The organism is Romboutsia lituseburensis (assembly GCF_024723825.1).
Taxonomy (GTDB): Bacteria; Bacillota; Clostridia; order Peptostreptococcales; family Peptostreptococcaceae; genus Romboutsia_F; species Romboutsia_F lituseburensis_A.
In genome coordinates this window covers 1,801,055-1,815,011 of sequence record NZ_JANQBQ010000001.1, presented here as the reverse complement: position 1 = coordinate 1,815,011, position 13,957 = coordinate 1,801,055, and the positions used below count along the sequence as shown (strand labels likewise).

The 13,957-nt window shown below is 28.2% G+C and carries 13 protein-coding genes and 1 other annotated feature; of the genes, 11 read left to right on the top strand and 2 right to left on the bottom strand.

Going from position 1 to position 13,957, the window contains the following annotated elements; genetic code table 11:
* Window positions 1–155: 155 nt before the first annotated feature.
* The 6 genes from NWE74_RS08810 (at window position 156) to NWE74_RS08785 (ending at window position 8,171) form a co-directional block, all read left to right on the top strand.
* The gene (locus NWE74_RS08810) at window positions 156–1,535 is read left to right on the top strand and encodes a cation:dicarboxylate symporter family transporter (protein WP_258242833.1); all 1,380 of its coding nucleotides are present in this window, start codon (window positions 156–158) and stop codon (window positions 1,533–1,535) included.
* A gap of 106 nt (window positions 1,536–1,641) precedes the next feature.
* A complete protein-coding gene (locus NWE74_RS08805) occupies window positions 1,642–2,700 on the top strand; it encodes a PTS sugar transporter subunit IIC (protein WP_258242832.1) in 1,059 nt (352 codons plus the stop codon).
* A 293-nt stretch (window positions 2,701–2,993) separates the two neighbouring features.
* Window positions 2,994–3,246: a binding site (T-box leader), on the top strand.
* Window positions 3,247–3,363: 117 nt separating this feature from the next.
* Complete coding sequence (gene asnA, locus NWE74_RS08800; RefSeq protein ID WP_258242831.1) at window positions 3,364–4,368, top strand: aspartate--ammonia ligase; 1,005 nt, start codon at window positions 3,364–3,366, stop codon at window positions 4,366–4,368.
* A 65-nt stretch (window positions 4,369–4,433) separates the two neighbouring features.
* Complete coding sequence (locus NWE74_RS08795) at window positions 4,434–4,826, top strand: YkvA family protein (RefSeq protein WP_258242830.1); 393 nt, start codon at window positions 4,434–4,436, stop codon at window positions 4,824–4,826.
* 247 nt (window positions 4,827–5,073) lie between these two features.
* The gene (locus tag NWE74_RS08790; protein ID WP_258242829.1) at window positions 5,074–6,270 is read left to right on the top strand and encodes a dicarboxylate/amino acid:cation symporter; all 1,197 of its coding nucleotides are present in this window, start codon (window positions 5,074–5,076) and stop codon (window positions 6,268–6,270) included.
* A 239-nt stretch (window positions 6,271–6,509) separates the two neighbouring features.
* Window positions 6,510–8,171, top strand: coding sequence for a methyl-accepting chemotaxis protein (locus tag NWE74_RS08785; RefSeq protein WP_258242828.1), 1,662 nt, complete (start codon window positions 6,510–6,512; stop codon window positions 8,169–8,171).
* Window positions 8,172–8,260: 89 nt separating this feature from the next.
* Here NWE74_RS08785 and NWE74_RS08780 read toward each other — a convergent pair whose 3' ends face one another.
* Complete coding sequence (locus NWE74_RS08780; RefSeq protein ID WP_258242827.1) at window positions 8,261–9,337, bottom strand: pyridoxal phosphate-dependent aminotransferase; 1,077 nt, start codon at window positions 9,335–9,337, stop codon at window positions 8,261–8,263.
* Between the two features lie 364 nt (window positions 9,338–9,701).
* Here NWE74_RS08780 and hpt point away from each other — a divergent pair, with 364 nt between their 5' ends.
* The 5 genes from hpt (at window position 9,702) to NWE74_RS08755 (ending at window position 13,278) form a co-directional block, all read left to right on the top strand.
* Entirely contained in the window at window positions 9,702–10,226 is a 525-nt protein-coding gene (hpt, locus tag NWE74_RS08775) for a hypoxanthine phosphoribosyltransferase (protein WP_258242826.1), read from the top strand.
* 198 nt (window positions 10,227–10,424) lie between these two features.
* Entirely contained in the window at window positions 10,425–11,330 is a 906-nt protein-coding gene (locus NWE74_RS08770; protein WP_258242825.1) for a phosphatase PAP2 family protein, read from the top strand.
* A 27-nt stretch (window positions 11,331–11,357) separates the two neighbouring features.
* Complete coding sequence (locus NWE74_RS08765; protein ID WP_258242824.1) at window positions 11,358–12,584, top strand: NAD(P)/FAD-dependent oxidoreductase; 1,227 nt, start codon at window positions 11,358–11,360, stop codon at window positions 12,582–12,584.
* Window positions 12,585–12,687: 103 nt separating this feature from the next.
* Entirely contained in the window at window positions 12,688–12,906 is a 219-nt protein-coding gene (locus NWE74_RS08760; protein ID WP_258242823.1) for an alpha/beta-type small acid-soluble spore protein, read from the top strand.
* A gap of 201 nt (window positions 12,907–13,107) precedes the next feature.
* Window positions 13,108–13,278, top strand: coding sequence for a hypothetical protein (locus NWE74_RS08755; protein ID WP_258242822.1), 171 nt, complete (start codon window positions 13,108–13,110; stop codon window positions 13,276–13,278).
* A 151-nt stretch (window positions 13,279–13,429) separates the two neighbouring features.
* Here the strand turns inward: NWE74_RS08755 and NWE74_RS08750 are convergent, their stop codons facing one another.
* A complete protein-coding gene (locus NWE74_RS08750) occupies window positions 13,430–13,903 on the bottom strand; it encodes a hypothetical protein (protein ID WP_258242821.1) in 474 nt (157 codons plus the stop codon).
* Window positions 13,904–13,957: the final 54 nt, after the last annotated feature.

Genomic DNA, 13,957 nt, shown 5'->3' with positions numbered 1-13,957 from the left:
AATAATAAAGTTAATATACATTGAAAATATTTTTTATAAAAAATTTAGGAAAAATAACAAAATAAATTTATAAAAAAGTAAGAAAAGTATTGTATTATCAAAATGATAATGGTAATATACTATTATCATTTTGATAATAACTAGGAGGGAATATCATGGATAGTACATTTTTATCGCAATTTATAATGATAACGGATATAAAAACCGTAATATTTTTAGTGACATTAGTAGGAGTATTCTTTTTAATAAATAAGTTAAAAGGAAAATTTAAATTCACTCAATTAATGATTGTTTCAATATTTTTAGGAGTAGGGCTTGGATTTTTAATTCAAGTAGTAGCTCAGTTTCCTAAAAATCCGTCTAAGCTTGTTTGGATTAATGAAGTAAGTAAATGGTATGGATTAGTAGGTTATGGATTTATGGATTTATTAAAAATGTTAATAGTACCATTAGTATTAGTATCAATTATAAAAGTTATAATGAATATGAGTCAAGGTGAAAATCTAGGTAAATTGACATCTAGGACAGTTATTACTTTATTATGTACAACAGCAGTAGCAACAGTAATAGGAATAATAGTAGGGAATTTATTTAAACTAGGTCTTGGAGACAATATAGTTAAATCTACTGAACAAATGAGAGAGATAACTTCTGTAGTAGACACATTAAGAGGTCTTTTACCTTCAAATCCTGCTCAATCGATGGCGGACGCTAATGTAGTAGCTATAGTTATATTTGCAACTTTTATAGGATTAGCAATACAAAGACTTAGAAAAAAACATCTAGAAACTGTAATGCCATTTATAAATTTAGTAGAAGCATTTTATAAAATAATAGTTAGTGTTTCTATAACTATTATAAAACTTATGCCTTATGCAGTAGTACCTTTAATGGCTAATACAATAGCCGAAAATGGATTAAACGCAATTGTAGGTGTAACTAAATTTATAGTAGCTTTATATGTTAGTGTATTTATAATGTTTTTAATTCACTTATTAATAATATCTTTAAATGGAATAAACCCAATAGCTTATTTAAATAAAGTATCAAAACCTTTAATGCTAGCTTTTACATCTAGATCAAGTTTAGGGACTCTTCCAGTTACTATAGAGGCACTAAATGATGAACTTAAAATAGAACTAGGAACAGCGAGTTTTGTAGCGAGTTTAGGTGCTAATATGGGTATGAATGGATGTGCAGGAATATATCCAGCATTAATGGCAGTTACTATAGCTAATATGGCTGGAATTGATATGAACTTTAGTTTTTATGTGATGTTGGTTGTAGTTGTAACAATAGGATCTTTAGGAATAGCAGGGCTTCCAGGAACAGCTACAATGGCAGTATCTGTAGTTATATCTGGTATGGGAATGGGCGCATATTTCCCACTAGCAGGTGGAATTTTAGCTATAGATCCGATATTAGATATGGGTCGTACAATGTTAAATGTTAATGGCGCTATGACATCAGCTGTTGTAGTTTCAAATTCATTAGGAAAAATTGACAAAAAAGGTTTAAATGAAAAAAATGCATAAATTTACAGCACAAAAATTAAATAGATTTAGATAAAAGAGAATAAGTAATTAAATAGTGTAAAAACTAATATAAACATAAATAGACATTTTAGGAGGCTGAAATTTTATGGTACAAATATTAATGGGTACAGGATTACTGCTAGTTGTTCTGGCTCTATTTACACTATTTAGTTACAAAGCTCCTCATGGTATGAAGGCTATGGGAGCTTTAGCAAGTGCAGCATGTGCAAGTTTCTTGGTTGAGGCTTTTCACTTTTCTTTCTTTGGAGAAGTGTTAGGAATTAAATTCTTAGAAAGTGTAGGATCAGCGAATGGTTCCTTAGGTGGCGTAGCTGCAGGTATATTAGTGCCATTAGCTTTAGGTGTTTCACCTGTTTATGCAGTCTTAGTTGGACTTTCTGTATCAGGATTTGGGATACTTCCAGGATTTATAGCTGGTTATATAACTTCATTCTTAGTTAGATTCTTTGAAGAGAAGGTTCCAGCAGGTCTTGACTTAATAGTAATAATAATAGTTGGAGCACCTGTAGCAAGAGCAATAGCAATGGGAATGGATCCTATAGTAAATAATACTTTACTTCAAATTGGGCAAGTTTTAATACAAGCAGCTGATGCTAGCCCAATAGTTATGGGTATAATACTTGGAGGACTTATAACAGTTGTAGCGACAGCACCACTTAGTTCAATGGCACTTACATCTATAATAGGACTGACAGGTTTACCCATGGCAATAGGAGCTTTATCTGTATTTGGTTCTTCGTTTATGAACTATGTATTTTTCTCAAAAATGAAGTTTGGTTCAAAAAAAGATACTATATCTGTTGCAATTGAACCATTAACACAATCAGATATTATATCAGCTAACCCAATACCTGTATATATTACCAACTTTATAGGCGGAGCAATGTCGGGTATTATAGTATCTCTTATGAGATTAGTTAATGATACACCGGGTACTGCAACACCGATAGCAGGTCTTGCAATAATGTTTGCATATAACCCGGCAGGTAAGGTTGCAATAGCAGCTCTTGGATGTATGGCAGTGAGTATATTAGCTGGATTTATAGGATATGCAATATTTAAAAACTATAAGATTGTAACTGCTGATCAAATAAGAGGTAATGTTATAAGAACTGATGACCATGATGAAGGAAATGTTGTATAATTAAAAAATATAAAAATTAAAATTAATAATGTAACGAATTATAAAGCAGTTCATATAAATAATTATTAAGATAGTAGTAAACTTAATATTTAAAAAAATAAAAAATTTTAGAAAATATAGTTAAATAATACTTTTATTTAAAAATAATAAAATAATAGTAGTTTTACTTAATTTAAATTAACTTAAATCAATAAAATAATAATTAAAAAAAATAAGTTTTATTTAAAAATATCAAAAATAATTTGACATATGAATTTAAGTAGATTATTATTATATAAAATCACAAAGAAGTTTTAAAGACTGTGAAAGGAAGAGTAGATATAGTAGTGTAGTCCCAGCGAGTTGGTGGTAGTGAGAGTCCAATACGAAGTCTATATTGAAGAACATCCTGGAGTTACTAACCGAAATTTATAAAAGTAGGCTTAGTCGGAACCAAACCGTTATCAAATTGGAATGCACTGAGAGTAAATCTTGCTGCATTAAGAGTGGAGCTTATTTTAAGCTAACCAGGGTGGTACCGCGGAAGTTAAACCTTTCGTCCCTATATATTTATATAGAGACGAAAGGTTTTTTTATTTATAAAAAAAGACTAAGGCCAAGTCTAAAATTAGTAAATGTATGACGTCATACTCAAATTATAAAAATATAAGGAGAGTATAAAATATGTGCTTAATAATACCAGAAAAATATAAATCAAGTTTAGGAGTTATACAAACTCAAGAAGCAATAAAGGACTTAAAAGATTTCTTTGAAAATAAATTAGGAGAGTCATTAAAATTAACAAGAATATCATCACCGTTATTTGTATTACCAGAGACGGGAACTAACGATGATTTAAATGGAATAGAGAAAGCTGTTAGCTTCGAAGTTCCAGATATGGGCAAAAAAGCTGAAATAGTACAATCTTTAGCTAAATGGAAAAGAATGGCGCTTAAAAAATATGGATTCCCAGTTGGTAAAGGTATATATACTGATATGAATGCTATAAGAAAAGATGAAGAATTAGACAATATACATTCTATATATGTAGATCAATGGGATTGGGAACTTATAATAAATAAAGACGAACGAAACATGCAGACTTTAAAGGAAGTTGTTGAAAATATTTATGATGTATTTAAAGCAACGGAAAACCATGTATGTAACATATATCCAGAAATAAAAAAGGTGTTGCCTGAAAAAATAACTTTTGTAACATCGCAAGAATTATTAGATATGTACCCAGGATTAACTCCAAAAGAAAGAGAAAATAAAATAGTAAAAGAAAAAGGTGCAGTATTCTTAATGCAAATAGGAAAAGTATTAACTACTGGAGAGAAGCATGATGGAAGAAGCCCTGATTATGATGATTGGGAATTAAATGGAGATATACTTTTCTATAACCCAGTTTTAGATAATGCATTAGAATTATCTTCTATGGGAATAAGAGTAGATGAAAAAAGTTTAGATAAGCAATTAAAGATATCGGGATGTGATGAAAGAAGAGAACTAGATTATCACAGAGCTTTATTAGAAGGTAAGCTTCCTTATACTATCGGTGGAGGTATAGGACAATCAAGAATATGTATGTACTTCTTAAATAAAGCTCATATTGGTGAAGTTCAAGTTGGAATTTGGCCTAGTGATATGGTTAAAGAATGTAAAGAAGCTGGAATACATTTATTATAATATATTTATTGAATGCCTCATATAGGTTATAATAAGGATTAAATCAAACTTTTATGAGGTGAAATATGAATAGGTTTATAAAAGTAATAGATATATTATTAGATCAATTAAAAAAAGTTTTAGTAAGGTTTAAAAAATCTAAATTCGGATTACTTTTTATCGTAAATATATTTAAAATACCTGACTTTATGACAGACAGAAGAGTTAGTATAATATCTAAATTTAAAGTTATATTTGCTTTTGGTGTGGCTCTTTTATATATGGTCTCAGGGGTAGATTTTATACCTGAAATGATAACAGGAGTATTTGGGTTAGTAGATGATTTATTTATATTTATATGGTGCTTAGGAATAATAAATGAGGAACTTGAAAAATATAAAAGAATAATAAAAGAAGAAAATGACCCTAATATCATAAAAGATGTTAAATTTAGTGTAAAAGATGAAAAAGAGCAGTGATAAAATAAAACTGCTCTTTTTCACCTTTAAAATAAATATAAAGTGAGGAAATATAACAAACTTAGATAAAAAAAATATAAAAAAATTCTGAATATTAAAATTGATTAAGATTATGTTAAAAAAAATTAATTAAAATGACAAAAAATTAACTTGGAATGAGGAAAATATAGGGAAAACGTTGACGGATAGCGAAAAATACTTTAATATAGATTATGAAAAACAAATAACAACATAGGGGGGAAGTTTCATGAAGAAAATAGGATTAGTTCCTAAATTAATTATGGGTATCATAGTCGGTATTTTAATTGGTAGTTATGCACCAGAAGCTATAACGAAAGTTCTGGTAACTGCAAGTACTTTATTCTCAGCCTTCTTAAAATTCGTTATACCATTTATAATAATAGGATTTGTTACAGCTGGTATAGCTGATTTAGCTACAGGGGCTGGAAAATTATTAGGAATAACAACAGGAATCGCTTATGGTTCAACAATCATAGCAGGTACTATGGCATTCTTAGTAGCATCAATAATATTCCCATCTTTTATAGATGCAGGGGTTGCAGCACAAATAGGGGATCCTGAAGCAGGAATGTTATCACCATACTTTACAATACCACTAGCACCAATGGTAGATGTAACAGCAGCAATAGTATTCGCGTTTACAATGGGTCTAGGAATATCTGCTCTTAGAAATAATGGAAAAGGGCAAACTTTACATAATATATTCCAAGAATTCCAAGAAATAGTTACAAAAGTATTAGCAACTGTAATTATACCATTATTACCATTATACATAGCAGGGACATTTGCAAATATTACGGCAGCTGGGCAAGTTTGGAATATATTAGGAGTATTCTGGAAAGTTTATTTAGTTGTAATACCATTACATTTAATCTATCTTGTAATACAATTTACAGCAGCTGGTGCTTTTACTGGAAAAAATCCTTTTGCAATGTTAAAAAATCAAGTACCTGGTTATTTAACAGCTGTAGGTACTCAATCTTCAGCAGCAACTATACCAGTTAACGTAGAGTGTGCTAAAAACAATGGAGTAAGCAAAGAAATAAGAGAATTCTGTGTACCTTTATGTGCAACTATTCACTTATCAGGAAGTATAATATCTGTTACATCATTTGCTGTTGCAGTACTTATGATGAACAATATGGATCATAGTTTTGGAGCAGTATTCCCATTCATACTAATGTTAGGGATCGCAATGGTTGCTGCGCCAGGAGCTCCAGGTGGAGCAATAATGAGTGCACTACCATTCTTACCAATGATAGGTATACCTTCAGATGGTGGTTTAGCAAGTTTAATGATAGCATTATACTTAACTCAAGATAGTTTTGGAACTGCTGCTAACGTATCAGGAGATAACGCTATAGCTGCAGTTGTAGATCATATAAACAATAAGATGAATAAGAAAGCTTCAAAAGCTGCTTAGCTAGTCGAGTTATATTGAAACCCAAAAGACTAATCTCTAAATTGAGATTAGTCTTTTTTGTGCATAAGCTAAAGAAAAATTGCTTTTTTACGTATATATAGATAGATGTACAGTATTTTAAAATTTAATTTATTAAGAAAATTTAAAAATCTAGTCTATTAGAATATAGGGGCTATTTATACAAAATTTATGTATAAGGGTGCATTTATATTATAAATTAAATTAACAGGAGGAGATATATGAAAAACTTAAAAATTGGAAGGAAGCTAAGGTTATCTTTTATATTAGTACTATTAGTTTCAATACTTACTATTTCTTATACTGTATCAAAATTGATACATTTAGGAAGTTTAACTGATGAAATATTTACTGGGCCTTATGAAGTAACAAGTGAAGCTATGGGAGTACGTAGAGAAGTAAACTCAATTGGTAGGTGTCTTGTAAGTGAGGTACTTTCAGAAGGGGGTATAGAATATAAAGATGAAGTTTTAGAAAATTTAGATAGCGCATATAAAAGACTTGATATAGTTCGTAAAAATTATTTAGGAGATAAAAGTCATGTAGATGCAATGGAGAATGCAGTAAATAAATTAAAGGATCAGGCAAATGTGACTTACTCATTTTTAGAGAGTGGAGACTTAGAAGGAGCTAAATCTAACCTAAATTCCCCATCTTATAAGGCTATTTTTGCTGAAAGTTCAAAAGCATCTATAACTCTTTATGATAACTCTAGAATGGATGGAGATAATTTTCATAAAGGTATAAAGGATACTGTAAGAAATGTCGTTTTTATAGCGATAATTTTAGGAATTATAACTGTATTAATTGGATTATTTATAGCAGTATATATAACTAAACTTTTAAAAAATCCAATTGAGGAAATAGAAGTAGCTGCTAATAAAATGGCAGATGGAGACTTTGATATTGAAGTAAGTTATGAATCGGAAGATGAATTAGGTGCATTATCAGACAGTATTCGTCAAATGAGTGATAGAATTAATTTAGTTATAAAAGATGCAGTTCGTGTTTTAGATGAGGTTTCAGCAGGAAACTTTAATGTAGAAACAGAAGTAGAGTATGTCGGTGTTTTTGAAAATATTAGAAATTCTATAGATAAGATAACTTCGGATTTAAGCGAAACTATGTCTCAAATAAATTCAGCATCAGAAGAAGTTGAAGCTGCATCTGAACAAGTAGCAAGCGGATCACAAATGTTATCTCAAGGAGCTACGGAACAAGCTAGTTCTGTAGAAGAGCTGTCTGCAACAATAGCTGATATATCTGAAAAAATAAAAAATACAGCAAGTAATGCTAGAGAAGCTAATGAGTTAACTTTAAGTTCAGGTCAAGAAGTCGAAGATGGAAATAATCAAATGAAACAGATGATTAGTGCTATGAATGAAATCGCATTTACATCAAATGAAATAGGTAGAATAATAAAAACTATAGATGATATCGCATTCCAAACGAATATATTAGCACTAAATGCTGCAGTAGAAGCAGCAAGAGCTGGTTCTGCTGGTAAGGGGTTCGCAGTTGTTGCTGATGAGGTAAGAAATTTAGCTGCTAAGTCAGCTGAAGCTGCAAAAAATACAGCAGTGCTTATTGAAAACTCAATAACAGCAGTAGATAATGGAACTGAAATAGTAGCGAATACAGCGAAATCATTAGGAAGAATAATTGAAAAAACAAATCAAACTATAACTTTAGTTGATAAAATAGCTACTGCTTCTGAAGAACAAGCTAATGCAATATCTCAAGTTACATTAGGTGTAGATCAAATATCAGCGGTAGTACAAACTAACTCTGCTACATCTGAAGAAAGTGCAGCTGCTAGTGAAGAATTAAGTGGACAAGCACAAATGTTAAAGTCACTTATAGATAGTTTTACATTGAAATAAATTAATTTAAATTTTTTTTATTTAAAAAATATAGCATACATGTCTTAGAAAAGATATGTATGCTGTTTATTTTATTATAATGGTCACATTTAATTTAAAATTTCCTTAAGTTTACTTAAAAGAAGTAAGTTATCTTTTGGATTTAGAACACATACTCTAAAGAAATACTCATCTAATCCATCAAAAGAAGCACAATCTCTAATTATTATTCTATTAGGTATTAATTTTTCCCTAAGTTTATTAGCTGTTATGTTTTTAGTTTTTATTTGGCATAAAATAAAATTGCCCTGGCTATCATAAACATTTAAATCATTAAATTTATTAAGTTCATTTATTAATAAATTTCTTTGATTAGTCATCACATCAATTGTATTATTTATAAAGTCTAAGTCCTTAAACATTACTTCTCCCATTAAAGAAGCAAAAATATTTACATTCCATAAGTCTAAATGAGCGTTAATTATATCTCTTACTTTAGAATTAGAGATAAGACCATAACCTAGTCTTATTCCTGGAGTAGAAAAGAACTTAGAAGTTCCTCTTATTACAAATAAGTTATTGAAAGTGTCAACTAAGCTAGTAGATGAAAATTCTTTAGTATTAGTAAATTCTATGTAAGTTTCATCAATCATTACAAATGAAGAAATGGATTTTAATAATAAGGCAATTTCATTGCGATTAAAAGCAAACCCTGTTGGGTTATTTGGATTACATATTATTACTAAATCGTATTTATTATTATTTATAGTTTTAATTAATTCATTGATATCTATTTTGAAATTGTTTTCATACTTAGAATAATATTTTTCTATTACACAACCAACCTTCTTTAACTCTTTTTCATATTCAGAATAAGCAGGTGAAAGTAGTAACGCTTTCTTTGGGTCTATAGTTTCTATAAATGAAGAAATTAGCTCAGTAGCACCGCTACCTAGAACTATATTTTCTGTAGAGCAATTACAATATCCTGAAATAGAATCTTTTAAATTTACGTAGCTAGGATCTGGATATATAGATACCTGGTTTATATTATTTATTATATTTTCCTTTGCAAGTTGGGATGCTCCAAAAGGATTTATATTAGAACTAAAATCTAAAAAATCATCTTTTGAAAATCCATATTTTTTAGATAAGTCATATAAATTAGCACCATGATTTACACTCATAAAATACCTCCTAATTAGTTTATACATCTCCATTATAATATAAATATAATATAATAGGGGCAGAATGATTAAACTTAGTCTAATAAACTTATAACTTTTAGATTAAATATAGTATCTATAACTTATAGCTTTGATGATGTTTTAAGCAATGGACGGAGTTGTTAGTGCCATGAAGTGTAGTACCCATGTAGTAGATTAAGCGAAGGGAATTTTTTATAGAAATTAGGATAAAATATAAGTGTATATATATAATTTAAATACATATTACGAATTATTATTAAAAATTAAATAAAAACATTCTAATGTTCATAGATATATGTTATACTAGGGGTATAATAATATACGTAAATTTAGGAGGAATAATATGTTCAAAGTTACAGAAGTAATGATATCTGAAGAACAATTAGCCGAGAAAGTAAGTGAATTAGCTAAGCAAATAGAGAATGACTTCAAGGGAGAAGAGCTTTTAGTAGTAGGAATATTAAAAGGAGCAAGTGTGTTTGTTTCTGATTTAATAAGAAAAATAAATTTAGATGTTAATATAGATTTTATGAGTGTTTCTAGTTATGGAAATTCAACTGAGAGTTCTGGAGTTGTAAAAATACTAAAGGATTTAGATGTTAATATAGAAGGTAAAAATGTATTAATAGTAGAAGATATAATAGATTCAGGATTAACATTAAGTAATTTAGTTGCAGCACTAGAAACAAGAAATCCAAAATCATTAAAATTATGTACTTTATTAGATAAATCGCAAAGAAGAAAAGCTGATATACCAGTTGATTATGTAGGATTTGTTATAGAAGACAAATTTATAGTAGGATATGGAATTGATTATGCTGAAAAATATAGAAACTTACCTTACATAGGTGTAGTTTCAGAAGTATAGATGAGAAGTCTCTAATTCATTATTTATGATTTAGAGACTTTTTTATGTATATTATTTGAAACTTATTGTATTATAAGGATAATTATAGAAAAATAGTAAAACATAATAATGATTGGAAAATTATATAGTTAAGTATATATAAATATGGAATAATTATGTATAATGACTAAAGGAATAACTAATCAGGAGGGTATTAAAATGGATATTCAATTAAGTATATTACAATTTTTTCAACAAATCAGGTCTCCACTATTAAATACAATATTTTTAATTTTTACAATAAGTACAGAGGTACCAGTAATTATAGCAATTACAGCTTATATGTATTGGTGTTTAAATAAAAAATACGGACAAAAAATGTTATTTTCATTAGTAGGTAATATTACTTTAAATACAGGAATTAAAGAATTTTTTAGAGCACCAAGACCGATAGGTATAAAAGGCCTTAATTCTATGAGGGTATCTACAGCGACAGGATACTCTTTTCCGAGTGGTCATACTCAAACAGCAACAACATTTTGGACTAGTTTGGCTGTAATATTTAGGAGTTCAGGATTAACTATACTAGCTATAATAATGATTTTAGGTGTTGGTATCTCTAGGTTATATTTAGCAGTTCATTGGCCTATAGATGTTATTTTTGGGTGGATATTAGGCGTAATATTTACAGTATTATTATGTAAGATATTTGATTATGTAGATAGTACTAAGAAATATTGGATACTAATATTAGTATTAATTCCATTTATAGTAAGTATGTTTATAGTAAATAGTAATGAATACATAAAGATATTTGGCCTTTTAACAGGGTATGTTTTAGGATATATAGTAGAAGATATGTTTATAAATTTTAAGACAGAGTATAGATTTAAAGGAAAAATACAATTTAGTAAAAATAGTAGATTGAATATAGATAAATCAGATAAAATAAAGAGAGATATGATTAGATTTTTAATAGGTTTAGTAACATTAGCAGCTGTATATTTCGGATTAAAGTACATTTTACCTAATAATGTAATATTTGACTATATAAGATATACAGTAGTAGTATTTTATGCAATAGCAGGAGTCCCATTTATATTCCAGTTATTAAATTTAGATTAATAAATATAAAAATAAAGAGGTGTAAGTTTGAAAAAGGTAGTTATAATAGGAGCTGGTGCAGCAGGCATGATGGCAGCATCTGTAGCAGCAGACAGAGGATTAGATGTAGTACTAATTGAAAAAAATCATAAAGTAGGACGAAAAATATTAATTACTGGAAAAGGTAGATGTAATATAACTAATGATTGTGAAATAGAAGAATTAATAGAAAATGTACCTAAAAATGGGAAATTTTTATATAGTGCTTTTTATACTTTCACAAATACCGATGTTATAGAAATGTTTAATAATTTGGGAGTTAAAACAAAAACTGAAAGAGGAAAAAGAGTATTTCCAGAAAGTGATAAAGCTCATGATATAGCAAATGCTCTAGAAAAGCAAATTAATAATAAAAAAGTAAAGCTACTTTTAAATACTAAAGTAGATAAAATAATATCTAAAGATAACAAGATTGAAAAAGTTATACTTAATAATAAAAAAGAAATAAAGTGTGATTCTGTAATAATAGCTACCGGAGGATTAAGCTATCCTCTTACGGGTTCAACAGGTGATGGATATAAGTTTGCTAAAACTTTAGGGCATACTATTACAGATATAAAACCTTCGTTAATAGGAATGGAAGTACAGGAAAATTACGTATCAGATTTAGAAAAATTAGCTCTTAGAAATATATCAATTTCGGTATATAATAGCAAAAATAAAAAGGTTTACGATGATTTTGGGGAGTTAGAATTTACAAAGTATGGATTAGATGGTCCAGTTATTAAATCTGCTAGTTGCAGAATGAAAGATACTACTAAGGAAAACTATAAGATAGTAATAGACTTGAAACCTGCGTTAGATGAGGAAAAGTTAGATAAAAGAATTCAAAAAGACTTTCAAAAGTATACTAATAAAAAATTTGAAAAGGCATTGGATGATTTGCTACCAAAAAAACTAATACCTATAATAATAAAACTAAGTGATATAGATCATGATACAGTAGTACATCAAATATCTAGAGAGCAAAGAAAGAATTTAGTTAAATTATTTAAAAACTTAACTTTTACATTAAAAAGATATAGACCTATAGAAGAGGCTATTATAACTTCTGGAGGGATAAAAGTAAGTGAAATAAATGCAAGTACAATGGAATCGAAGCTAGTTGAAGGATTATTTTTCGCGGGAGAAGTTATAGATGTGGATGCATACACAGGTGGATTTAATCTTCAAATTGCGTTTTCAACAGGATATTTAGCAGGATATTATTGTTAGTTGGTATTTAGTAAGTAAGGTAAAAGTTACCTCGGATTAAAAAATGATAAATTCATATAATACTATCAAGAAACAAAATAAATTAGAAAAGAGGTAATCAGCAATGTCAAACAACAACAATAATAATCAAAAAGCAGTACCACAAGCTAAACAAGCATTAAATCAAATGAAATTAGAAATAGCTAATGAATTAGGTATGTCTAACTACCAACAAATGGACAAAGGTAATTTAACAGCTAGAGAAAATGGATATGTTGGTGGATATATGACTAAAAAATTAGTTGAGATGGCTGAACAACAAATGGCTGGAAAACAACAATAATAAATAAAATACTTATATATTTGAATATAATAAAAGAAGCTAACTAATAGTTAGCTTCTTTTATTATATTTAAAAAGAGGTTAAATAGCAAAAATATTAACTTTAAAATCTAATTAATTGAATTAAAATATTTATCGTTGGATAAAATCTGTGTATATGGATAAAATAAATGAGAAATATATTACATAAGGAGTGGTACATATGTCTACTGTAAACTTTGAAGAAATAAAAACCAAATTTATAAATGCGGATTTAGATGAAAAAATTCATATTTATACAACTACAGAGGGATTAACTGTAAATCAGTTTAAAGAGCTACTAAGATATTATCCTATACAACATTTATCAAAATTAGAAAAAGCGTTAGGATAATAAATATATATAAAAAGGAGTATTTCTAAATATATTTTAAGAAATACTCTTTTTTATGCTTATTAAATTTTAATTTAATTAAGATAGAGTTAAATATGTTTAACTCCTAAGATATAATATGTTTAAATAATTCTTGAAACACTTTTATATTTTAGTTAAGTTTAGATTTATTTACATAGTTAAAAATTCTCTCATTTCCTAAGTCTATAAAACCTGTTCCTAAATACTTCATAATATTGTCAACATCAGCTTCAGTTAGGTATTCAAATGGAATTGATAAAGAATATCCAGTAGATTCTAATAATTTTTTTAGTTGAATTTTTTGAGTGATAGTTGGCTTATTAGGCATAGTTTTATTTTTTCTTTTTTTACTATTTGATAAATTTTCATTTTGTATGTGTATTAAGGTTTGAATATAATCTATGTAAGATGTTTTAAAGTCTTCTCCTGATAAAGTTCTCTCATCTAAAATATCGTTAATAGATCCGTTTGATAATATATTATCTGCAAACTTATCAGCTGTAAGTTTTCCTGTTATAATTCCTTTTTGATATTTTCTAAGAACTTTCTTTGTATAACTATAAATCTTACTACGTGTTTCAAGATCAAGTTGTTCAATCTGCATGTAAAACACTCCTTTTGTTTATGAACTTAAAATACTTAATATTTTTATTATTGA